The 22493-nt window shown below is 73.7% G+C and carries 21 protein-coding genes; 8 read left to right on the top strand and 13 right to left on the bottom strand.

The window, feature by feature from the left end; translation table 11 throughout:
• Nucleotides 1-134 precede the first annotated feature (134 nt).
• Both ACYVJ4_RS02710 and ACYVJ4_RS02715 read right to left on the bottom strand, forming a co-directional pair.
• Nucleotides 135-1916, bottom strand: coding sequence for an acetyl/propionyl/methylcrotonyl-CoA carboxylase subunit alpha (locus ACYVJ4_RS02710; protein WP_460458565.1), 1782 nt, complete (start codon nt 1914-1916; stop codon nt 135-137).
• 115 nt (nt 1917-2031) lie between these two features.
• Complete coding sequence (locus ACYVJ4_RS02715) at nt 2032-2412, bottom strand: MerR family transcriptional regulator (protein ID WP_460458566.1); 381 nt, start codon at nt 2410-2412, stop codon at nt 2032-2034.
• 48 nt (nt 2413-2460) lie between these two features.
• Here ACYVJ4_RS02715 and ACYVJ4_RS02720 point away from each other — a divergent pair, with 48 nt between their 5' ends.
• Together ACYVJ4_RS02720 and ACYVJ4_RS02725 are read left to right on the top strand one after the other, a co-directional pair.
• Nucleotides 2461-3657, top strand: coding sequence for an acyl-CoA dehydrogenase family protein (locus ACYVJ4_RS02720; RefSeq protein ID WP_460458567.1), 1197 nt, complete (start codon nt 2461-2463; stop codon nt 3655-3657).
• Nucleotides 3654-5216, top strand: a complete 1563-nt coding sequence (locus ACYVJ4_RS02725) for an acyl-CoA carboxylase subunit beta (protein ID WP_460458568.1) — start codon at nt 3654-3656, stop codon at nt 5214-5216. The genes ACYVJ4_RS02720 and ACYVJ4_RS02725 overlap by 4 nt, the downstream gene beginning before the upstream one ends.
• 24 nt (nt 5217-5240) lie before the next feature.
• On the opposite strand, the gene efeB is transcribed toward ACYVJ4_RS02725, so the two are convergent.
• From efeB to ACYVJ4_RS02755, 6 genes are all read right to left on the bottom strand, one after another.
• The gene (gene efeB / locus ACYVJ4_RS02730; RefSeq protein WP_460458569.1) at nt 5241-6500 is read right to left on the bottom strand and encodes an iron uptake transporter deferrochelatase/peroxidase subunit; all 1260 of its coding nucleotides are present in this window, start codon (nt 6498-6500) and stop codon (nt 5241-5243) included.
• 73 nt (nt 6501-6573) lie between these two features.
• A complete protein-coding gene (gene efeO, locus ACYVJ4_RS02735) occupies nt 6574-7704 on the bottom strand; it encodes an iron uptake system protein EfeO (protein ID WP_460458570.1) in 1131 nt (376 codons plus the stop codon).
• 36 nt (nt 7705-7740) lie between these two features.
• Nucleotides 7741-8595, bottom strand: a complete 855-nt coding sequence (efeU, locus tag ACYVJ4_RS02740) for an iron uptake transporter permease EfeU (protein ID WP_460458571.1) — start codon at nt 8593-8595, stop codon at nt 7741-7743.
• A 78-nt stretch (nt 8596-8673) separates the two neighbouring features.
• Nucleotides 8674-9339, bottom strand: a complete 666-nt coding sequence (locus ACYVJ4_RS02745; protein WP_460458572.1) for a Maf family protein — start codon at nt 9337-9339, stop codon at nt 8674-8676.
• A gap of 31 nt (nt 9340-9370) precedes the next feature.
• Entirely contained in the window at nt 9371-10672 is a 1302-nt protein-coding gene (locus ACYVJ4_RS02750; protein WP_460458573.1) for a dicarboxylate/amino acid:cation symporter, read from the bottom strand.
• A gap of 162 nt (nt 10673-10834) precedes the next feature.
• The gene (locus ACYVJ4_RS02755; RefSeq protein WP_460458574.1) at nt 10835-12520 is read right to left on the bottom strand and encodes a DUF885 domain-containing protein; all 1686 of its coding nucleotides are present in this window, start codon (nt 12518-12520) and stop codon (nt 10835-10837) included.
• 95 nt (nt 12521-12615) lie between these two features.
• Between ACYVJ4_RS02755 and ACYVJ4_RS02760 the strand changes: the two genes are divergently transcribed.
• A complete protein-coding gene (locus tag ACYVJ4_RS02760) occupies nt 12616-13638 on the top strand; it encodes a GNAT family N-acetyltransferase (protein WP_460458575.1) in 1023 nt (340 codons plus the stop codon).
• A gap of 13 nt (nt 13639-13651) precedes the next feature.
• On the opposite strand, the gene ACYVJ4_RS02765 is transcribed toward ACYVJ4_RS02760, so the two are convergent.
• Genes ACYVJ4_RS02765 through ACYVJ4_RS02785 form a run of 5 tightly spaced genes read right to left on the bottom strand, consistent with a single transcriptional unit; the run spans nt 13652 to nt 18265 of the window.
• Nucleotides 13652-14935 carry an APC family permease gene (locus ACYVJ4_RS02765; protein ID WP_460458576.1) on the bottom strand — a complete coding sequence of 428 codons (1284 nt, stop codon included), beginning with the start codon at nt 14933-14935 and terminating at the stop codon, nt 13652-13654.
• Entirely contained in the window at nt 14932-15426 is a 495-nt protein-coding gene (locus tag ACYVJ4_RS02770; protein ID WP_460458577.1) for a hypothetical protein, read from the bottom strand. The genes ACYVJ4_RS02765 and ACYVJ4_RS02770 overlap by 4 nt, the downstream gene beginning before the upstream one ends.
• A 60-nt stretch (nt 15427-15486) precedes the next feature.
• Complete coding sequence (locus ACYVJ4_RS02775) at nt 15487-16392, bottom strand: helix-turn-helix domain-containing protein (protein ID WP_460458578.1); 906 nt, start codon at nt 16390-16392, stop codon at nt 15487-15489.
• A 29-nt stretch (nt 16393-16421) separates the two neighbouring features.
• Nucleotides 16422-16652 carry an acyl-CoA carboxylase epsilon subunit gene (locus tag ACYVJ4_RS02780; RefSeq protein ID WP_460458579.1) on the bottom strand — a complete coding sequence of 77 codons (231 nt, stop codon included), beginning with the start codon at nt 16650-16652 and terminating at the stop codon, nt 16422-16424.
• On the bottom strand, nt 16649-18265 hold the full coding sequence (locus tag ACYVJ4_RS02785) for an acyl-CoA carboxylase subunit beta (RefSeq protein WP_460458580.1): 1617 nt from the start codon (nt 18263-18265) through the stop codon (nt 16649-16651). The genes ACYVJ4_RS02780 and ACYVJ4_RS02785 overlap by 4 nt, the downstream gene beginning before the upstream one ends.
• Before the next feature lie 58 nt (nt 18266-18323).
• On the opposite strand from ACYVJ4_RS02785, the gene ACYVJ4_RS02790 reads away from it, so the two are divergent.
• The 5 genes from ACYVJ4_RS02790 (at nt 18324) to ACYVJ4_RS02810 (ending at nt 22491) form a co-directional block, all read left to right on the top strand.
• On the top strand, nt 18324-19187 hold the full coding sequence (locus ACYVJ4_RS02790; RefSeq protein WP_460458581.1) for a biotin--[acetyl-CoA-carboxylase] ligase: 864 nt from the start codon (nt 18324-18326) through the stop codon (nt 19185-19187).
• A 7-nt stretch (nt 19188-19194) separates the two neighbouring features.
• On the top strand, nt 19195-19755 hold the full coding sequence (locus ACYVJ4_RS02795; protein WP_460458582.1) for a PH domain-containing protein: 561 nt from the start codon (nt 19195-19197) through the stop codon (nt 19753-19755).
• Entirely contained in the window at nt 19748-20827 is a 1080-nt protein-coding gene (locus ACYVJ4_RS02800; RefSeq protein ID WP_460458583.1) for an adenylate/guanylate cyclase domain-containing protein, read from the top strand. The genes ACYVJ4_RS02795 and ACYVJ4_RS02800 overlap by 8 nt, the downstream gene beginning before the upstream one ends.
• A 109-nt stretch (nt 20828-20936) precedes the next feature.
• On the top strand, nt 20937-21704 hold the full coding sequence (locus ACYVJ4_RS02805; protein WP_460458607.1) for an enoyl-CoA hydratase-related protein: 768 nt from the start codon (nt 20937-20939) through the stop codon (nt 21702-21704).
• Nucleotides 21705-21822: 118 nt separating this feature from the next.
• Complete coding sequence (locus ACYVJ4_RS02810) at nt 21823-22491, top strand: response regulator transcription factor (RefSeq protein WP_460458584.1); 669 nt, start codon at nt 21823-21825, stop codon at nt 22489-22491.
• Nucleotides 22492-22493 lie beyond the last annotated feature (2 nt).

Genomic DNA, 22493 nt, shown 5'->3' on the forward strand with positions numbered 1-22493 from the left:
TGTGGATGACCTCCGAGCCCTCGTGCACCTGTGGACGATCGACCCCATTGGGCACCTTCTTGGGAGTTCGCCCCCTGGGGCCGCGCGGGGAGGGCACATTCCCAAGAAAGCGACCTGTGGGTGCGGGGGAGGGGTCAGGCGGGGGTGGGGTCCTTGAGCTCGAGGAGGACGGCGCCGCTGGTGACGGTCTGGCCGATCTCGGCGACCAGGCCGGTGACGGTGCCGGACTTGTGGGCGGTGATGGGCTGCTCCATCTTCATCGCCTCGAGGACGACGACGAGCTCGCCGGCCTCGACCGCCTGGCCCTCCTCGACCGCGATCTTCACGATGGTCCCCTGCATCGGCGCCGTGAGTGCGTCGCCACCGGCCGCCGCGGCGGACGACGAGCGCCCCGACCGCTTGGGCGCCTTGGCCTTCGCGCCGCCACCGCCACCACCGCCACCGGCCGAGAAGCCGGCCGGCAGGACGACCTCGAGCCGCTTGCCGCCGACCTCGACGACGACCCGCTGGCGCTCCTCGGGCTCGCCCGCCTCGCCGGCCGCCCCCGCGAACGGCTCGATCTGGTTGTCGAACTGCGTCTCGATCCAGCGCGTGTGCACCGTGAACGGCGTCTCGGCGTCCGCCGGCGCGAAGGCCGGGTCGCGGACGACGACGCGGTGGAAGGGCAGGACGGTCGGCATGCCGTCGACGACGAACTCGTCCAGCGCGCGGCGCGAGCGCTCGAGCGCCTGCTGCCGCGTGGCCCCGGTGACGACCAGCTTGGCCAGCATCGAGTCGAACGCCCCCGCGACGACGTCCCCGGACACGACGCCCGAGTCGAGCCGGACGCCGGGCCCGGACGGCGGCTCGAACCGCGTCACGGTGCCCGGGGCGGGCAGGAAGCCGCAGCCGGCGTCCTCGCCGTTGATGCGGAACTCGAAGGAGTGCCCGCGCAGCGGCGGGTCGTCGTAGCCGAGCTCCTCGCCCGCGGCGACGCGCAGCTGCTCGCGCACCAGGTCGATGCCGCTGACCTCCTCGGTCACCGGGTGCTCGACCTGCAGGCGGGTGTTGACCTCGAGGAACGAGATGGTGCCGTCCTGGCCCACGAGGAACTCGCAGGTGCCGGCGCCGGTGTAGCCCGCCTCGCGCAGGATCGCCTTCGAGGCGCGGTACAGCTCGGCGTTCTGCTCGTCGGACAGGAACGGCGCGGGCGCCTCCTCGACGAGCTTCTGGTGCCGGCGCTGCAGCGAGCAGTCGCGGGTCGAGACGACGACGACGTTGCCGTGCGTGTCGGCCAGGCACTGGGTCTCGACGTGGCGCGGCTGGTCGAGGTACTTCTCGACGAAGCACTCGCCGCGGCCGAACGCCGACACGGCCTCGCGCACGGCCGACTCGTAGAGCTCGGCGATCTCGTCGCGCTCGCGGGCGACCTTCAGGCCGCGCCCGCCGCCGCCGTAGGCCGCCTTGATGGCGACCGGCAGCCCGTGCTCGTCGGCGAAGGCGATGACCTCGTCGGCGCCGTTCACCGGGTCCTTGGTGCCGGCGACCAGCGGGGCTCCCGCGCGCTCGGCGATGTGGCGGGCCTTGACCTTGTCGCCCAGGGAGTCGATGGCCTCGGGGGAGGGGCCGATCCAGACCAGGTCGGCGTCGATCACGGCCTGCGCGAACGACGCGTTCTCGGCCAGGAAGCCGTAGCCGGGGTGCACGGCGTCGGCGCCGGACTGGCGCGCCACCTCGATCAGCTTCTCCTGCACCAGGTAGGAGTCGCCGGGCGTCGAACCGCCCAGGGCGTAGGCCTCGTCGGCCACCCGGACGTGCAGGGCGTCGCGGTCGGGCTCGGCGTACACGGCGACCGAGGCGATGCCGGAGTCGGCGCAGGCGCGCGCGATCCGCACCGCGATCTCGCCACGGTTGGCGATGAGCACCTTGGTGATCATGCGGTTCCCGTGTCGTCCCATGTCCGCTCCGTCCGTCGTCGTCGCCGTCGTCATCGTCGCTCCCTCCGACCGGCCGCGAGCCTAGCGAACCGCGAGCACCCCGCCGACCGGGCCGTCACGCGAGCGTCCGCAGGTCGTCCTGGCAGCGCCGCTCCAGCTCGTCGAGCTCGGCGAGCGCGGCCTCGACGTCCCGCCGGCGCTGCTCGAGCTCGGCCCGCCGGACGTCGATCTGGTCGAGCAGGTAGCGCAGCTGGCCGGTCTCGCCGGGCTGCTCGTCGTACATGTCGACGATGGTGCGGATCTCGTCGAGCGGGAAGCCGAGGCGCTTGCCGCGCAGCACCAGCTGCAGCCGGATCCGGTCGCGCGGGTGGAACACGCGCACGGTGCCCCGGCGCTCGGGCGTCACCAGCCCGAGGTCCTCGTAGTAGCGGACCGTGCGGTGGGTGATCCCGAGCTCCTCGGCGACCTGCGCGATGGTCCAGGTGCGGCTTGCCATGGACCCGATCGTGCTTTACGTTGACGTCAACGTCAAGGAGGCACCCCAGTGAGCGCGTTCGAGCCGAGCACGTCCTTCGAGCTGAGCAAGGACCACGAGGACTTCCGGTCCGTCGTCCGCGAGTTCGCCGAGGAGCAGGTGCGCCCGCACGCCGACACCTGGGACCGCGAGCACCGGTTCCCCGTCGAGCTGGTGCCGCAGATGGGCGACCTGGGGCTGTTCGGGCTCGTCGTGCCCGAGGAGTACGGCGGCGCCGGCGGCGACTTCACCAGCCTGTGCGTCGCGATCGAGGAGCTCGGCCGCGTCGACCAGTCGATCGGCATCACGCTGTCGGCCGGCGTCGGCCTCGGCATCAACCCGATCCTGTCGTACGGCTCCGAGGAGCAGAAGCAGCGCTGGCTGCCCGACCTCGTCGCCGGCCGGGCGCTCGCGGCCTTCGGCCTGACCGAGCCGGACGCCGGGTCGGACGCCGGTGCCACGCGCACCAAGGCGCGCCTGGAGGACGGCGAGTGGGTCGTCGACGGCGCCAAGGCGTTCATCACCAACTCGGGCACCGACATCACCAGCGTCGTCACGGTGACGGCGCGCACCGGCACGCTGGACGACGGCCGGCCCGAGATCTCAGCCATCACGATCCCTTCCGGCACAGCGGGTTTCACGGTCGAGCCGGCCTACGACAAGCTCGGCTGGCACGCCAGCGACACCCACGGCCTGACGTTCCAGGGCGCGCGCGTCCCCGAGGACCACCTGCTCGGCGACCGCGGCCAGGGCTTCAAGCAGTTCCTCAAGACGCTGGACGACGGCCGCATCGCGATCTCGGCGCTGGCCGTCGGTCTGGCCCAGGCCTGCCTCGAGGCGAGCACCGAGTACGCGAAGACCCGACAGGCGTTCGGCCGTCCGATCGGCGTCAACCAGGGCGTCTCGTTCCAGGTCGCCGACCTCGCCGTCGCGGTCGAGGCCGCGCGCATGCTGACCTACAAGGCCGCGTGGCTGAAGGACCTGCACCACGAGGGCCGCCGCAGCGTCGCCGAGGTCAAGCAGGCGGCCGCGATCGCCAAGCTCTACTCCACCGAGGCGGCCGTCACGGCCACCCGCGTCGCCACGCAGATCCACGGCGGCAACGGGTTCATGGAGGAGTACCCGGTCGCGCGCTTCTACCGCGACGCCAAGATCCTCGAGATCGGCGAGGGCACCAGCGAGGTGCAGCGCATGGTCATCGCGCGCGGCCTGGGGCTGCCGTCGTGACCCCTGGCGCCGAGCACCCGGCCGACCCCCGGGTCGCCGAGGTCCGCGAGCGGCTGCGCGCCGCGCACGAGGCGTCGTCCGCGCCCACGCCGAAGGCGGCCGAGAAGCTGGCCGGCCAGAACAAGCTCTACGTCCGCGACCGCATCGCGCTGCTCTTCGACGAGGGCTCGTTCGTCGAGGACGGCCGCTACGCCAACGCGATGGCCGACGGGCTGCCGGCCGACGGCGTCGTGACCGGTCGCGGTCTGGTCGACGGCCGCGCGGCGATCGTCGTCGCCAACGACCCGACCGTGAAGGCCGGCTCGTGGGGCGCGCGCACCGTCGAGAAGATCGTGCGGGCGACGGAATCGGCTCTGCGAGAAGAGCTCCCGGTGTTCTGGTTCGTCGACTCGGCGGGTGCCCGCATCACCGACCAGGTCGAGCTGTTCCCCGGACGGCGGGGGGCCGGCCGCATCTTCCACAACCAGGTGGCGCTCTCGGGCAAGGTGCCGCAGATCTGCTGCCTGTTCGGCCCATCGGCCGCCGGTGGCGCGTACATCCCGTCGTTCACCGACTGCGTGATCATGGTGGAGGGCAACGCCTCCATGTACCTCGGCAGCCCGCGCATGGCCGAGATGGTCGTCGGCGAGAAGGTGTCGCTCGAGGAGATGGGGGGCGCGCGCATGCACTGCACCGTCTCGGGCTGCGGCGACCTGCTGGCCGTCGACGACGCGGACGCGATCGAGCAGGCCCGGCTGCTCTTCTCCTACCTGCCGTCGACCTGGCGCGAGGCCCCGCCGTCGTACGCGCCCGAGCCGCCGGCGTCCCCGCTCGACGCCACGGTCGTGCCCGAGGTCGAGAGCACGCCGTTCGACGTCCACGACGTGATCGACGGGCTGGTCGACGACGACTCGTTCTTCGAGGTCAAGCCTCTGTTCGCGGGGGAGCTGGTCACCGGCTTCGGCCGGATCGAGGGCGAGACCGTCGGCATCGTCGCGAACAACTCGGCGGTGCGCGGCGGCGTGCTGTTCGCCGACAGCGCCGACAAGGCCGCGCGGTTCATCTGGTGGTGCGACGCGTTCAACGTGCCGCTCGTGTACCTCGCCGACGTGCCAGGGTTCATGATCGGCTCGGAGGTCGAGCGCGGCGGCATCATCCGCCACGGCGCCAAGATGGTCAGCGCGGTGTCGGAGGCGACCGTGCCCCAGGTCAGCGTCGTCGTCCGCAAGGCGTACGGGGCCGGGCTGTACGCGATGGCCGGTCCGGGCTTCGGCCCGGACGCGTGCATCGCGCTGCCCACGGCGCGGATCGCGGTCATGGGTCCGGACGCGGCCGTGAACGCGGTGTACGCCAACAAGATCGCGGCGATCGAGGACGACGGCGAGCGGGCGCAGTTCGTGGCCGACCGGCGGCGCGAGTACGAGGAGGACGTCGACCTCGAGCGGCTCGTGAGCGACCTGGTGCTCGACGGCGTGGTCGAGCCCGAGGACCTGCGCGCCGAGCTGGTGAAGCGGCTGCGCTACGCCGCGCGGCGCGACCGGTCGTTCAGCACCCGTCGGCGGGGCGTCCCGCCGGTCTGACCGCACTTCTCGACCAAGGTGCGGTCAGGTGAAGAGGTGGTCGGCCCAGGTGCGGCTGTCGTCGACCAGGCCGGGCGGGCAGGCCCACACGCCGCTGCCGGTGTGCTTGATGTACTCGTTGAGCGCGTCGACCCGGCCGAGCTTGCGCTGCAGCGGGACGAACTGCTTGCGGGGGTCCTGCTGGAAGGCGATGAAGAACAGCCCGGCGTCCAGCAGCCCGATGTCGTCGATGCCGTCGGTGTACGAGAACCCGCGGCGCAGGATCGTCAGCCCGTCGTTGTTCTCGGGGCTGGCCAGCCGGATGTGCGCGTCGTCCGGGATGACCGGTGAGCCGTCGGTGCCCTGCGCGGCGTAGTCCGGCACGTCGAACTCGTCGTGGCCGGTGAGCGGCGCGCCGGTGCCCTTCTTGCGCCCCATGACGGCCTCCTGGTCGGCCAGGAAGTCGCGGTCCCACGACTCCACGAGCATCCGGATCCGCCGCGCCACCAGGTAGGTGCCGCCGCGCATCCAGCTCTGGTCGCCCTCGTCGCCGACCCACACGTGGCGGGCCATCGCGTCGGCGTCCTCGCCGCGCACGTTGCGGGTGCCGTCCTTGAACCCCATCAGGTTGCGCGGCGTCGACTGCGTGACGGACGTCGACGACGTCCGGCCGAAACCGAGCTGCGACCACCGCATCGCGACGGCGCCGCTGCCGATGCGCGCCAGGTTGCGGATGACGTGGAACGCCACCTGCGGGTCGTTCGAGCAGGCCTGGATCGCGAGGTCACCGCCGCAGCGCTGGGGCTGCAGCTCGTCGCCGGGCAGCGCGGGGATCTCGTCGAGCGCTGCCGGGCGGCGCGAGGCCAGACCGAAGCGGTCGTCGAACAGCGACGGCCCGAACCCCACCGTGACGGTGAGCGCGGACGCCGGCAGGTCGTCGGCCTCGCCGGTGTCGGCCGGCGGAGCCGCCGGGTTCGACGACCCGCCCGGCACGGGCACGCCGCGCGTCATGGCCACCGCCGCCGCGGTCCACTCCTGCAGCACCCGCCGCAGCTCCTCGCGGTCGGTCGTCGTGACGTCGAACGACGCGAAGGCCAGCCGGTCCTGCGACGCCGTGCCGATCCCGGCCTGGTGCTCGCCGTGGAAGTCCACGCGCGCACCGGGGTGCAGCGGCGTGCCCGAGGTGCCGGACGTCGGGGCGCTGGCGTGCGCCGTCACGGCGACCGCCCCCAGGCCCGCGGTCGCCCCGGCAGCGCCCAGCCCGCCCAGGAAGCGGCGGCGCGAGACACGTCCGGTGGAGCTCATCGGGGTCCTTCCGTGCAGGGTGCGGCGGTGCGGCGGTGCGGCGGTGCGGCGGTGCGGCGGTGCGGTGCGGCACTCAGGCGATCAGCGGCGCGATCTTGCTGAGCGACTCGGCGAGCGCGTTGACCTGGGTGGTCATGGTGCGACGCTCGTCGTCGGTGACGGCCGAGTAGTCGCGGTAGCCGGTGCTGGTCTGGTACTTCGAGAGCGAGGCGAGGACGTCCTTGAACTGGCCGTTGATCGTGCCGAGCAGGGCGGAGTCCTTGTCCCGCAACGTCGGCGACAGCACGTCGACCGCCTCGCGGGCACCGGCGACGTTGGCCGCGAAGTCCCACAGGTCGGTGTGGCTGTAGCGGTCCTCCTCGCCGGTGATCTTGCTCTTGGCGACCTCGTCGAGCAGGCCGACGGCGCCGTTCGCGATCTGCTCGGGGGCGAGCTCGACGCTCTTGACCTTGGTCTGCAGCGCCTTGACGTCGGTGAGCAGCTTGTCGGCGACGACGTCCATGCCCTTGAGGTCCTGGTCGGCCCACAGCGCCTTCTCGAGGCGGTGGAAGCCGGTCCAGTCGTCGCCGGGGTCGACGTCGTTGACGCGCGCGTCGATCTGCGGGTCGAGGTCGCCGAAGCTCTCGGCCACCGGCTCGATGCGCTCGTAGAACATGCGGGTCGGGGCGAAGAGCTGCTTGGCCTTGGCGGTGTCGCCGGCCTTGATGGCCGCGACGAACTTCTCGGTCGAGACGGTGAGCGACGCGCTCTGGTCCTCGAGGTAGGCCTGGTAGGTCGAGACCGACCGGGCCAGGTCGGGGGCGACCGAGGACCCGGGAGCGGCGTCCTTCGCGGCGGTCACCGTGAAGGGCGACTGGTCGGTGGCGGCGTTGGGGCACAGCACGACGTACTCGCCGGCCTCCAGGCGCAGCGTGAAGGTGCCGGACAGGCCCGGCGTGAGGTTCTCCTTCTCGCCGAGGATCTTGCCGTCCTTGAGGACCTCCGCCTCGGTGACCCGCTGCGCGTCGACGTTGGTGATCTCGAAGGTCAGCGGGCCGGCCTCGGCGGTCGCCGGCTCGGCCGTGCACCCCGCGTCCGTCACCTTGATGGAGACGGTCTTCGACCCGGCCGCGGCGGGGTCGTCCTTGCCACCGCAGGCGGTCAGCAGCAGCGTCGTGGCGGCCAGCGCCGCGGCAGCGGCCGTGGCGGAGCGGGGCAGGGACATGCGGACCTCTCGAGCAGGTTGGGTGGGGCGGGACGGTCAGGCGGGGGTGCCGACGGCGTCGGCGGCGGTGGGGCGCGCGGCCGGCGTGCGGCGGCGCGGCTTCCAGAGCACGACCGCGAGCATCGGCACGAGGTAGACGGCCCAGACGACGACCTCGACGACGGTCGGCCGGGGCTGGACGCCGAGCACGCCGGTGAGCAGCGCGGCTTGGGCCGTGCCGGGGGTGACGAGGGCGGACAGGTCGGCGACCGTGCCCTGCCCGAACGTGATCCAGCCCGCCTCGTGGGCGGTGTGGACCGACGTCATGAGCAGACCGGCTGCCACGAGCACCAGCACGGCGCCGGTGGCGGTGAAGAACTTCTGCAGGTTGATGCGCAGGCCGCCGCGGTAGATGGCGTAGCCGAGCACCAGGGCGACCGCGATGCCCAGCAGCGCCCCGGCCGAGGCGGTGCCGGCGTTGGTGCTGCTCTGGAACACCGAGAGCAGGAACACCGCCGTCTCGAAACCCTCGCGCAGCACCGCCAGGAAGGCCATGACCACCAGGGCGCGGGCCGAGCCCCGGGCCAGCGCGGAGGTCGCCGCGTGCTCCAGGTCGCGCTTCATGAACCGCGCGTTCTTGCGCATCCACAGGATCATCCAGGTGACCATCGCGACGGCCAGCAGGCCGATGACGGTCTCGAGGCCCTCCTGCTGGCGCTGCGGCAGGCTGCGCTCGAGGGCGTGCAGCGCGAAGCCGACGCCGAGGCAGAGCACGACCGCCGCGAGGACGCCGGCCCAGACCTGGCGCAGCGCGTCGCGCCGGCCCTGCTTGGCCAGGAACGCCGCGACGATGCCCACGATCAGGGCCGCCTCGAGGCCCTCGCGCAGGCCGATGACGAACGTCGGCAGCACCGCAGTCTCCTCAACTCGGGAAGGTAAGGCTCACCACAACAAGGTAAGCCTCACCTAACCGCGCGTCGAGGGGCGACGTCAAATCGCTGCTGCGGGGCTCCACAGGTCCGTCCAGCGCACGCCGCACTCGCCGAGCAGCTCGCGCAGCACGGGCAGGCTCACGCCGACGACGGTGTGGTGGTCGCCCTCGATGCCGCGCACGAACGCGCCGCCGAGGCCGTCGGTGGTGAACGCGCCGGCCACGGCGAGCGGCTCGCCCGTGGCCACGTAGGCCTCGAGCTCGTCGTCCGGGACGTCGGCGAAGTGCACGGTCGTGGACGACACCGCGCCGAGCGTGGCGCCGGACCCGCCGTCCTCGCCGTCGCGCAGGTCGACCACCCAGTGGCCGGTGTGCAGGACGCCCGAGCGCCCCCGCATGCGGCGCCAGCGGGCGAGCGCCTCGGCCGCGTCGGCGGGCTTCCCGTGCGTCTCCCCGTCGAGCTCGAGCACCGAGTCGCAACCCAGCACCAACCCGTCGTCGCGGGTCGCCGCGACGGCCTCGGCCTTGGCGCGGGCCAGGACGAGCGCCACCTGGTCGGCCTCCAAGGGGCCGTAGACCCCGGTGGCCGCGAGGACGGCGGCGTCCTCGTCGACGTCCGAGACCTGGACGTCGGGCTCGACGCCGGCCGAGCGCAGCGTGCGCAGCCGGGCGGGGGAGGCGGAGGCCAGCACCAGCAGCGGGCCGGGCGCGGGAGGAGTGCTCACGCGCCCGACCCTATGCCGGTGGCGGGACGGCTCAGGCGGGGACGGGCTCGGGCCGGGCAGCGGGCTGCGTCGGCCGGGCCTCGGTGACCGCCTGGTCGCGCGCGTCGAACACCGCGCGGTCGAGGATGCCGGCCCGGGCCGACACCAGCACCGGCACCAGCGCCTGGCCGGCGACGTTGACCGCGGTGCGGCCCATGTCGAGCACCGGGTCGATCGCCAGCAGCAGGCCGGCGCCCTCGAGCGGCAGACCCAGCGTCGACAGCGTGAGCGTCAGCATGACGATCGCGCCGGTGAGGCCGGCCGTGGCCGCCGAGCCCACGACGGAGACGAACGCGATGAGCACGTACTCCTTGAGCCCCAACGGGATCCCGAACACCTGGGCCACGAAGATCGCCGCCACCGCCGGGTAGATCGCGGCGCAGCCGTCCATCTTCGTCGTGGCGCCGAACGGCACCGCGAACGACGCGTACTCGCGCGGGACGCCGAGGTTGTCGGTGGTGACCCGCTGGGTCAGGGGCATGGTGCCCACCGAGGAGCGCGACACGAACGCCAGCTCGATCGCCGGCCACGCGCCCGCGAAGAACCGCAGCGGGTTCAGCCGGCCGACCGTGGCCAGCAGCGTCGGGTAGACGACGAGCAGCACGAGCGCCAGGCCGACGTAGACCGTGACGGTGAAGGTGCCGAGGGGTGCGAGCAGGTCCCAGCCGTAGGTGGCCACGGCCTTGCCGATCAGGCCCAGCGTGCCGAGCGGGGCGAGCCGGATGACCCACCACAGCGCCTTCTGCACGACCTCGAGCACGGCCTCCGACAGGGTGATCAGCGGCTGGGCCTTCTCGCCGACCGCGAGCACCGCGGCGCCGGTGACGGCGGCCAGGAAGACGATCTGCAGCACGTTGCCGTCGACGAACGCGCCGACCGGGTTCGTGGGCACGATCCCGGTGAGGAAGTCCAGCCACGAGCCGACGGTCTCGGGCTTCTCGGCGGCCCCGACGTCCAGGGAGACGCCGCGGCCGGGGTGGGTCACCAGGCCGAGGACGATGCCGATCGTGACGGCGATCGCGCTGGTGATCGCGAACCAGCCGAGCGTGCGGACGGCGAGCCGCGCCGCCCCGGTCACCTGCCGCAGGTTGGTGATCGAGACCAGGATCGCCGTGAAGACCAGCGGCGGGACGGCCAGCTTGAGCAGCTGCACGAACAGCGTGCCGACCGTGGTGAGCGTCTGGGCCAGCCAGCCGACGTCCTGCGAGCGGGCCAGCAGGCCGAGGGCCACGCCGAGGACGAGCGCGAGCAGCACCTGCGCGCCGAAGGGGACGCGCTTGAGCGAGGAGAGCATGAGGGTCCTTCTGGGGGTGGTGGGAGGTGGACGGCGGTCAGCTGCGACAGCCGTCGCCGGCCCACCGGCGCAGGTCGAGCCAGCGCCGGGCCGTCAGTCCCCAGACGTTCCCCATCACGTGCACCCAACCACAGGTGCCGGCGATCTGTTCCGTTCGTCCCGTCAGGCGAGCAGCGCCTCGCGCAGGACGTCGAGCCCGACCGAGCCGAGGTCGAGCGCCCGGCGGTGGAACTTGGTCAGGTCGAACGCCTCGCCCTCGCGCTGCCGGACCTGGTCACGGGCGTCCAGCCACAGCCGCTCGCCGACCTTGTACGACGGCGCCTGGCCCGGCCAGCCGAGGTAGCGGTCGACCTCGAAGCGCAGGAACGACTCGGCCATGTTCGCCTTGTGCCGGAAGAACTCCCAGGCCTTGTCGGCGTCCCAGGTGCCGCCGCCCAGCTCGGCCGGGGCCTGCTTCTGGCAGTGCACGCCGATGTCGAGCGCGACGCGGGCCGCGCGCATCCGCTGGCCGTCGAGCATGCCCATGCGGTCGCCCGGGTCGTCGAGGAAGCCGAGGTCGGCCATCAGCCGCTCGGCGTACAGGGCCCAGCCCTCGCCGTGGCCGCTGACCCAGCAGCCCAGCCGGCGCCAGCGGTTCAGCAGCGCGCTGCGGTAGGTCGTCTGCGCCACCTGGAGGTGATGGCCCGGGACGCCCTCGTGGTAGACGGTCGTGGTCTCGCGCCAGGTGCCGAAGGTCGTGACGTCGTCCGGCACCGACCACCACATGCGGCCCGGGCGGCTGAAGTCCTCGCTGGGGCCGGTGTAGTAGATGCCGCCCTCGTGGGTCGGCGCGATGCAGCACTCGAGCCGGCGCACCGGCTCGGGGATGTCGAAGTGCGAGCCGCCGAGGGCGTCGACCGCGGCGTCGCTGAGCTGCTGCATCCAGGCCTGCAACGCGTCGGTGCCCTCGAGCTGGCGGGCGGGGTCGTCGTCCAGCGCCTGCATGGCCTCGTCGGGCGTCGAACCGGGCTTGATCCGCTCGGCGACCTCGCGCATCTCGGCCTCGATGCGGGCGAGCTCCTCCAGCCCCCACTCGTAGGTCTCGTCGAGGTCGACGGTGGCGCCGAGGAAGTAGCGCGAGCGCAGGCCGTACTCCTCGCGTCCGACGGCGTCCTCGGCCCGCGCGACGGGCAGCAGCTCCTCGCGCAGGAAGGTGCCGAACTCCGAGAAGGCATGTGCCGCAACGGCTGCCGAGCGGCCGAGGTCGGACTGCACCGACTCGGGCAGCTCGGCGTCGCCGGCCCGGGCGCCCGACGCGAGCTCGGCGAAGAAGCCGTCGGAGGAGCCGTGCTGCTCGGCCTGCGCGGCGCACTTCTCGACCTGGCGGCGCGAGGGTGTGACGCCGCGCGCGATGCCCACCCGCAGCGAGGCGACGAAGCGGTCCATGGCCTCGGGGGTCGCGGTGAGCCGCTGCGCGACGGTCGACCAGTCGTCGGGGGTGTCCTTGGCCATCAGGTCGTACACCGACCGCAGGCTCTGCATCGGGCTGGCGATGACGTTCAGGTCGTGGTCGTCCGCCTCGAGCGCGTAGAGCTCCTCGGCCAGGCCGAGGCGCTCGCGCATGGCGGCGATCGTGACGCGGTCGACGTCGTCGACGGGCTGGGCGTCGTCGAGGGCGCGCAGCGTGCGCAGGCCGACCTCGCGACGGGCCGCGTGGCCGTCGGGCGAGTAGTCGGTGAGCTCGGTCTCGTGGCCCGGGACGCCCAGGAAGGTGGCGGAGATCGGGTCGAGCGCGATCTCGGCGTCGAGGTGGGCGTCCGCGATCTCGTCGACGGCGGTGCGGGGGCGTGCGGCAGCGGTGTCGGTCACGCGGTCACCCTAGTGGCGCCGACGTCCGCGATCACCCGACTTGTGCGGCCGAAAACCCTTCGCGTCGCGGGGGTCGGGCTCCCTAGCGTGGAGTCGTGACCACGGCAGCCCTCCTCCAGGTGCAGCTCGTCGACCTCTCGGACGACGGGCTGCTGGCGCAGCTGCACGCCGTCGAGGCGGCGAGCAAGGCCGTCGACCGCCCCTGGTACGACCCCGAGGCGGCGTCCGCCTTCGCGGCCGAGCAGCGCTACGCCGATCCCGGCGAGGACCACCTGCTGTGGGCGGCGTGGCGCGACGGCCGGCCGGTGGCGCTCGCGCACGAGTGGCTGCCGCTGACCGACAACGTCGACAAGGCGTACGTCGACGTGCTGGTCGACCCGGCCAGCCGTCGTCGCGGGGTCGGGTCGGCGCTGGTCGAGCACGTCGTCGAGCACGTGCGCAGCCGGGGGCGCACCGAGGTGCTGTCCGAGCTGCTGGTGCCGCTGGGCTCGGGGTCCGCGCACCCGTACCGCCGGTTCGCCGTCCGGCACGGGTTCGTCGAGGCCAGCCTCGACTCGATGCGCCACCTGGCGCTGCCCGTGGCCGACGCGCTGCTCGACGAGCTGTGCGAGCGCGCGCGACCCGCGTGGGAGGGGCGGTACCGCCTGCAGACGTACGTCGGGGGAGTGCCCGAGCCGCTGCAGGCGTCGTTGTGCGACACCGAGAACCAGCTCGCCGTCGACGCCCCGGCCGGCACGGTCGAGTACGAGCCCGAGTCGCTGACCCCCGAGCGCTACCGCGAGCACCTCCAGGTGGCGAAGAGCATGGGGCGCGAGCGGTTCACGACCGTGGCGGTGGACGGCGACGACCAGGTCGTGGCCTACACCGACCTCGTCGTCGGCGCCGGCACCCGCACGAACGTGTGGCAGTGGGGCACCCTCGTGCGCGCCGCCCACCGCGGCCACCGGCTCGGCCTCGCGGTCAAGGTCGAGAACCTGCGCCGGCTGCAGGCCGCCCACCCCGAGCGCACCCTCGTCACCACCGGCAACGCCGACGTCAACGCGCACATGCTGGCGATCAACGAGGCCCTGGGGTTCCGGCTCGCCGAGCAGTGCCCGCAGCTGCAGCGCCGCCTCTGACCTTCACCAGTCGTCAGGAGCGGCGGGCGGCACGGCGGCGGACGACGGCGAGCCGGCCGAGGACGCCGACGGCCAGCACCGCCAGCCCGACCAGCACCGAGGTGCGCGGCAGCGTCGCCACGAGCACCAGGCACCCGACCAGCCCGAGCGCCGGCAGCGCCCGCGGCCAGCGCCGCTGCGCCGCCGGCTGCCGGGACGCCGAGAGGTTGGCGACCGCGTAGTAGACCAGCACCCCGCACGACGAGAAGCCGATGACGCCGCGCAGGTCGAGCAGCAGCACCAGGACGACGACCGCCGCCCCGATCGCGAGCTGCGCCCGGTCGGGCACCTGGTGCCGCGGGTCGACCGACGCCAACCCGCCCGGCAGGTCGCGCTCGCGGGCCATCGCCAGCGTCGTGCGGCCCACGCCGGCGAGCAGGGCCAGCAGCGCGCCGAGGCTGGCCGCCGCGGCCCCCACCCGTACCACCGGCACCGCCCACCCGGCGCCGAGCGCGTCGGCGGCCGCGGCCACCGGCGTGGCCGACCGCGGCAGGTCGGCCCCCAGCACCGCCACCAGCGCGGCACCGACCGCGAGGTACAGGGCCACCACGACCGCCAGCGCGACGACCACCGCCCGACCCAGCTGCTCGGGCCGACGCACCTCCTCGGCCAGCGTCGCGATGCGCGCGTAGCCGGCGAACGCGAAGAACAGCAGCCCCGCCGACTGCAGCACGCCGCCCGCGCCGCCGTGCCACGGCAGCGCGGCCGGGTGGACGTCGGGAGCGCGCGTCGCGGCGAGGACCAGGAAGCCGAGCAGCACCACTCCGGTCAGGCCCAGCAGGACCCGCGCGACGACGGCCGTCCGCGTGATGCCGCGCAGGTTCGCGACCGTCAGCAGCACGACGGCACCGACCGCCGCGACCCGTTGCCACGCAACGCCTCCCGGCACGGCGTAGCTCGCGAAGGTCAACGCCATGGCGGCGCACGAGGCCGTCTTGCCGACGACGAAGCCCCAGCCGGCGACGAAGCCCCACCACGGCCCGAGCACCTCGCGGCCGTAGACGTACGTGCCGCCGGACGTCGGGTAGGCCTGCGCCAGCTGCGCCGACGAGGTCGCGTTGCAGAAGGCCACGACCGCGGCCAGCGCCAGACCGAGCAGCAGGCCCGCACCGGCGGCCCGGGCCGCCGGTGCGAACACCGCGAAGACCCCGGCGCCGACCATGGCGCTCAGGCCGACGACGACGGCGTCGCCGGTGCCGAGCCTCCGTGCGAGCCCCGGTCCCGCGGGGGCCGCAGCCGCACCAGCCGGCGAGCTCATCGCATCCGGGCCGCGACCTCGCGCGCCGCGGCCGCCAGCTCGGCGTCCGGCACGTTCGGCAGGACGTCCTCCCACAGCGGGAGCATCGCACCGCTCGCCTCGAGCATGCCCAGCGGGCGCGGCATGAACCACACGTGGAAGTGCGAGCCGCCGTCGCCCCAGCGGTACAGGTGCACGCGCCCCACGTCGCCCCGGGCGAGCAGCGCCCGCTCGACGCGTGCAGCCATCGGGCCGAACGCCGCGGCCACCTCGGGCGGCAGGTCGCAGAAGGAGTCGACGTGCACGCGGCTCGCCACCCACACGGTGCCCGGCAGGCTGCCGCCCACGGGCGGGTGCATCGTGAAGTGCTCGTCGGACCACACCGCGTCGGTGGTGTGCCGCTCGCACACGCCGCACGGCTCGCCTCCAGGCTCGCCGCGGCGCGGCGGCTCGGGGACCACGCGAGGTCCGGTCTCCAGCAACGTCAAGGGTTCTGCCCACGGGATCGTCATGCGTCCACGGTGGCCCGCCGGCCGACGTCCGCGCTTGATCGAGGTTGCGGACCCTGGCGATCAGCGACCCACGTCGAACCACTGCTTCGGGTCGCCCAGCCCGAGGTCGGTGACGCCGAGCTCGCGCAGCCGGGTCACGGCGAGCAGCCGGTGGTGGGCGGCGAACGTCAGCACGTGCGCGACCATCGCCCCGTAGGTCAGGACGACGGGCCGTTCGGTGAAGGCTTCGACGAACGTCTCGTCGAAGCGCTCCTCGTCGGCGAAGCGCCGCACGTTCGCGACGAAGCGCGGACCGGTGTCGTCGAGGCGGGCCCGTACCGACGCGACGGGCTCGGCGACCTCCACCGCGAAGTCGTACCCGGCGTCGTCGACGGCCGCGTTCCACATCGCCATCTGACCGACCAGCCGCGAGAGCGCCCAGCGCAGCGAGTCGCCGTCGACGTCGGCGAGCGGTCCGGCGATCGGCCGGTCGAGCTCGTCGTCGGCCAGGTGCTGCGCACGGTCGACCAGCTGACCGACGAGCCAGACGTGGTGCTCGACCATCTCGACCACGAGGTCCACGCCGCTCATCCTGTCGCGCGCCGGCAGCCGCAGCCCGCCGGGCGGGTGGAAGTGCACGTCGGACGGCGCGTCGATGCGGAACGAGCCCGGACGACGGCGCCACCGCGACGGCGCCTGCCCGTACTCGCGCCGGAACGCGCGGGTGAACGCCTCGTGCGAGGAGAAGCCCGCCTGCACCGCCAGGTCGAGCAGGCCGTCGTCGCCGGCGACCATCCGGTAGGCCGCCCGCTCCATCAGCAGCCGGTCGCGGAACCGCGTCGGCGACTCGCCGCTCGCGGCCGCGACGACGCGCTCGAAGTGGTACCGCGACAGGTGGGCCTGCGCAGCGAGCTCGGAGGCCTGGTGGGGCACGTCGTCCAACCCGGCGGCGAGCCGCTCGACGAAGGCCGCGAAGTGGTCCGGCACCCCGACGCCCGTCGTCCGCCCGCCGGCCCTCAGCCGGGCAGCGAGCTGGCGCGCCAGGCGCCCGGCCCGGACGCCAGCGGTGCCCGGGCGCGCCCGCTGCTGGCCCACACCGACCGCGGCGCCGCCGGTGCCTCGCCCCCGCCGGCCGACGCCGCCAGCACCACGACGAGCGCCGCGAGCTCCTCGGACGTCGGCTCGCCGCGGACGACGCGCAGCGCCACCGGCGGCTCGGCGGGCTGCGGGGCCTCGGGCTCGCTCACAGCGGGATGTTCCCGTGCTTCTTGGGCGGCAGCGTCTCGCGCTTGGTCTTCAGCACCCGCAGCGCCTTGATGACGTACGAGCGCGTGTAGGACGGCGGGATCACCGAGTCGACGTACCCGCGCTCGGCCGCGATGTACGGGTTGGCCAGGGTGTCCTCGTACTCGGTGATCAGGCGCTGGCGCGCGGCGTCGACGTCCTCGCCGCGCTCGGCCACGGCCTTGAGCTCGCTGCGGTAGACGATGTTGGCCGCACCCTGCGCACCCATCACCGCGATCTGCGCCGACGGCCAGGCCAGGTTGATGTCGGCGCCGAGGTGCTTGGAGCCCATGACGTCGTAGGCGCCGCCGTAGGCCTTGCGCGTGATGACCGTGATCTTCGGGACGGTCGCCTCGGCGTAGGCGTAGATCAGCTTGGCGCCGCGACGGATGATGCCGTTCCACTCCTGGTCGGTGCCCGGCAGGAAGCCCGGCACGTCGACGAAGGTCAGCACCGGGATGTTGAAGGCGTCGCAGGTGCGGACGAACCGCGCGGCCTTCTCGGACGCGTCGATGTCGAGGGTGCCCGCGAACTGCATCGGCTGGTTGGCGACGACGCCGACGCTGCGGCCTTCGACCCGGCCGAAGCCGACCAGGATGTTGGGCGCGAACAGCGCGTGCACCTCGCAGAACTCGCCGTCGTCCAGCACGTGCTCGATGACGGTGTGCATGTCGTACGGCTGGTTCGCGGAGTCCGGGATGAAGGTGTCGAGGAACGCGTCGTCCTCGTCGACCTGCTCGGACACCGCGCTCTCGAACGCCGGCACCTCGTCGAGGTTGTTGCTCGGCAGGTACGACAGCAGCTGCTTGACGTAGTCGATGGCGTCGTCCTCGTCGGCGCCCATGTAGTGGGCGTTGCCGCTGCGCGTGTTGTGGGTGCGCGCGCCGCCGAGGTCCTCCATCGAGACGTCTTCGCCGGTGACGGTCTTGATGACGTCGGGACCGGTGATGAACATCTGCGAGGTCTGGTCGACCATCACGACGAAGTCGGTGAGTGCGGGGGAGTAGACGTGCCCGCCCGCGGCCGCGCCCATGATGAGCGAGATCTGCGGGATGACGCCGCTGGCGTGCACGTTGCGCTGGAAGATCTCGCCGTACAGGCCGAGCGAGACGACGCCCTCCTGGATGCGCGCGCCGCCGCCCTCGTTGATGCCGACCACCGGGCAGCCGATCTTCATCGCGAGGTCGAGCACCTTGACGATCTTCTCGCCGTATACCTCGCCGAGGCTGCCGCCGAAGACCGTGACGTCCTGGCTGAAGACCGCGACCGGCCGTCCGTCGACGGTGCCGTAGCCGGTGACCACGCCGTCGCCGTAGGGCCGCTTCTTCTGCTGGCCGAAGTTGGTCGAGCGGTGGCGGGCCAGCTCGTCCATCTCGACGAAGCTGCCGTCGTCCAGCAGGGCCTCGACCCGCTCGCGCGCGGTCTTCTTGCCCTTGGCGTGCTGCTTCTCGACCATCCGCGCCGAGCCCGCGTGCACGGCCTCGTCGTTGCGCTGGTGCAGGTCGGCGAGCTTGCCGGCGGTCGTGTGGATGTCGATCGCCGGCTCGTCGGTGTTCTTCACGTCGTCGTCAGGCACGGCGGCAGCCTAGTGCCCGCCGCCCGGGACGCCGTCCCGGTGCACCTAGGCTCGCCACGTGACGCCCGCCTCGGCCTGGGACGACCTGGCGCGCCCCCCGCTGCGCCAGCTCGCGCTGCGCCGGGCGCTGGTCGACGGGCGCGGTCCCTGGACCGCCCTGGACGTCGTCGCCGCCACCGGGTCGACCAACGCCGACCTCGCCGCACGCGCCCGGGCGGGCACCGCGCTGGCCGGCGCGGTGCTCACCACGGACGACCAGCAGGCCGGCCGCGGCCGGCGCGACCGCAGCTGGACGACGCCCCCGCGCTCGAGCGTGGCCGTCTCGGTGCTCGTGCAGCCGGACGACGTCCCGCGGGCCCTGTGGTCGTGGTTGCCCCTGCTCGCCGGCGTCGGGGTGGTGGACGCGCTGGTGCGGGTGGCCGGGCTCCCGGCGTCCCTGAAGTGGCCCAACGACGTGCTGGTGGGCGACCTCAAGGTGTGCGGCGTGCTGTCGGAGGTCGTCGAGCTGGCCGGCGGCGGCAGCGGGGCGGTCGTGGGGATCGGGCTCAACGTCAGCCAGACCCGCGACGAGCTGCCCGTGCCCACCGCGACGTCGCTCGCGCTGGAGGGCGCGGCCACCACCGACCGCGACACCGTGCTGCGATCGGTGCTGCGCGCGGTGGGCGACCGGTACCTGTCCTGGGCCGACGCCGCGGGCGACCCGCGGGGCAGCGGCCTGGGCGCGGCGTACCGCGAGGCGTGCAGCACGGTCGGGCGCGACGTCCGGGTCGAGCTGCCCGGCGACCGGTCGGTGCTGGGCACCGCCGAGGGCGTCGACGACGACGGCCGGCTGCTGGTGCGCGGGGACGACGGGCGGTCGCACGTCCTGGCCGCCGGCGACGTCGTCCACGTGCGCCCCGCGGGTGGTCGCGGCACGGCATGATGCCCCCATGGGCTACCCGCGCAAGCTCCTCTCGGCCGACGAGGACGTCGAGCTCGACCTGCACCCGCACTGGAAGGCGCTGGTGCGACCGGTGCTCGTGCTGCTGGTGCTCGTGCCGGTGGCGTCCTTCGGCGCGGCGCGCATCCCCGACGGCTCGGCCCAGACCCCGCTGCGGCTCGCGGTGCTGGTCGTGGCCGTCGTCCTGCTGGTCTGGCTGACCGTCCTGCCGTTCCTGCGCTGGGTCACCACGCACTACGTCGTCACCGACCGTCGGCTGATCGTGCGCCGCGGCATCATCGCGCGCTCGGGGCGCGACATGCCGCTCACCCGGATCAACGACATCTCGTTCTCGCACACCGTGCTCGAGCGCGTCCTCGGCTGCGGCACGCTCGTGGTCGAGTCGGCCGGCGAGCGTGGCCAGCTGCTGCTGGACGACGTCCCGGGCGTCGAGGCCGTGCAGCGCCGGCTGTACGAGGTGGCGGCCATCGCCGGCCGCGACCACGACGACGACGAGGACGACGACCGGGACGACCGGGACCGCGGGGCGTACGACACGCGCCATGGCTGACGACGTCCGGCGCACAGCGGACGACGTCGTCCCGCTGGCGCCCGACGACAGCCAGCTGCTCGGCGCGCCGCGCACCCTGCGGCGGCGGCAGGTCAGCCGTGCGGCTGGCGTCTCGCTGCTGTCGGCTCGCAAGTTCTGGCGCGCGCTGGGCTTCCCGATCGTCGACGACGAGGACGAGGCGTTCACCGAGGAGGACGTCGCGGCCCTGCAGAGCGTCACCGGACTGGTGCGCGACGGGCTGATGGACGAGGCGACGGCGCTCGGCATGACGCGGGCCGTGGGCCGATCGGTCGACCGGCTGGCGACCTGGCAGGTGCAGCTGCTCGCCGAGTACGTCGCCGGCTTGGACGCCGAGTCGGCCCAGGTGGCCACGCCCGACCGCGCCGCCGCGCGCGCCACGGCCGAGCTCTTCACCTCGATCGCCGACCGGCTCGAGCCGCTCGTGGTCTACGCGTGGCGGCGCCAGGCCGCCTCGGCGCTCGCCCGCATCATGGCCGACGCCGAGACGCCGGCCGGCCTCGACGCCGGCACCGGCGCGACGCACGACGACCCCGACGGAACCGACCACGACCACGACCCGATGACGACGGTGCGGGCGGTCGGCTTCGCCGACCTCGTGTCGTTCACGCGGGTGGTGCGACGGCTGTCCGAGCGCGAGCTGGCCGCGCTGGTGCAGCGGTTCGAGGCCGTGACGGGCGACGTCGTCACCGCGCACGGCGGCCGCGTCGTCAAGACCGTGGGCGACGAGGTGCTGTTCGTGTCGCGTCCCGGGCCACCCGCCGCCGAGATCGCCCTCGACCTCGTGGCCGAGCTGGGCGACGACGACCTGCTGCCCGACGTCCGGGTCGGCATGTCGACCGGACCGGTGGTGGGCCGCCTCGGCGACGTCTTCGGGACGACGGTGAACCGGGCCAGCCGGCTGACGGCCCTCGCGCGGCCCGGCACGGTGCTGGTCGACCTCGCGACGGTGCACTCGCTGGCCGACGTCCCGGACGTCGAGGTGCAGCAGCTGCGCGGCCGGTCGCTGCGCGGCATCGGGCACGTCGTCCCGTGGGTGCTGCGGCGGCGATAGCGTGCCTGCCGTGAGCGACCAGAACCCCACGCCCCCGGCCGACGCGCCGCACCCCACCGCCGCCGACCTCGCCGACGTCGGGCTCGACCGCCACCTCGAGCACGTCACGCTGCGGCACGTCGCCGACCACGTCGTCGAGCTGGTGCTCGACCGGCCGCAGGCGCTCAACGCGGTGTCGACCGACATGGCGCGCGACCTGGCCACGGCCACGGCGGCGCTCGCGGCCAGCCGCGGCACCCGGGCCGTCGTGGTGTCGAGCTCGGCCGAGAAGGCCTTCTGCGTCGGCGCAGACCTCAAGGAGCGCAACGGTTTCAGCGACGCCGACCTGGTGGCGCAGCGGCCCACGACGGCGGCCGCCTACCGCGGGGTGCTCGACCTGCCGATGCCGGTCGTCGCCGCGGTGCACGGCTTCGCGCTCGGCGGTGGGTTCGAGATCGCGCTGTCGTGCGACCTCGTCGTGGCTGACGAGACCGCCGTGGTCGGGCTGCCCGAGGTGAGTGTCGGCGTGATCCCCGGCGGCGGCGGCACGCAGCTGCTCACCCGGCGCATCGGCTGGTCGCGCGCCGCCGACCTGGTCTTCACCGCGCGCCGGCTCACCGCGGCCGAGGCGCTGGCCCACGGCTGCGTCGACCGCGTCGTGCCCGCCGGGCACGCGCGCCAGGAGGCCGTCGCGCTGGCCACCGCCATCGCCGCCAACTCGCCGGTGGGGCTGCGCCAGGCCAAGCGGGCCATGCGCCTGGGCCTGGACGTCGACCTGGCCACCGGCCTGGCCGTCGAGGACTCGGCCTGGCGGGCGACGGCGTTCTCGGTCGACCGGGCCGAGGGGGTGCGAGCGTTCAACGAGAAGCGCCCGCCGCGCTGGCCCGGCGACGCCTGAGCCGGCCCGCCGACGTCCGGTCGCTGCGTGCCGACGTCCCGCGGTTGCGTCCGACGATCTGGCCGCGATACCGACCAGATCTTCGGACACAACGGGCATCCCCCCTAGGATGCGGCGCATGACTCGGGTGCTCCTGGCGGAGGACGACGCCTCCATCGCCGAACCGCTCGCGCGCGCGCTGCGCCGCGAGGGCTACGAGGTGGACGTGCGGGCCGACGGTCCGAGCGCGCTCGCGGGCGCGACGGACGGCATCGACCTGGTGGTGCTCGACCTCGGGCTGCCGGGCATGGACGGCCTCGACGTGTGCCGCGAGATCCGGGCCCAGGGCAGCGACGTCCCGGTGCTCGTGCTGACCGCCCGCGCCGACGAGGTCGACACCGTCGTGGGCCTGGACGCCGGCGCCGACGACTACGTCACCAAGCCGTTCCGCCTGGCCGAGCTGCTCGCCCGAGCTCGCGCCCTGCTGCGCCGCGGCGGCCACGAGCCCGAGCCGTCGGCCCGTGTGCGCATCGATGCCGAGGCGCGCCAGGCGTTCCTGGACGACGAAGAGCTGCAGCTCACCGCCAAGGAGTTCGACCTGCTGCGGGTGCTGGTGCGCGAGGCCGGGCGCGTCGTCCCGCGCGAGCAGCTGATGCGCGAGGTCTGGGACGCCGACTGGTACGGCTCGACCAAGACGCTCGACATGCACGTGTCGTGGTTGCGCCGCAAGCTCGGCGACGAGGCGGGCCAGCCGCGCTTCATCGCGACCGTCCGGGGGGTCGGTTTCCGTTTCGAGCGCGACGCGTAGGC

It is taken from the genome of Angustibacter peucedani, assembly GCF_054779595.1.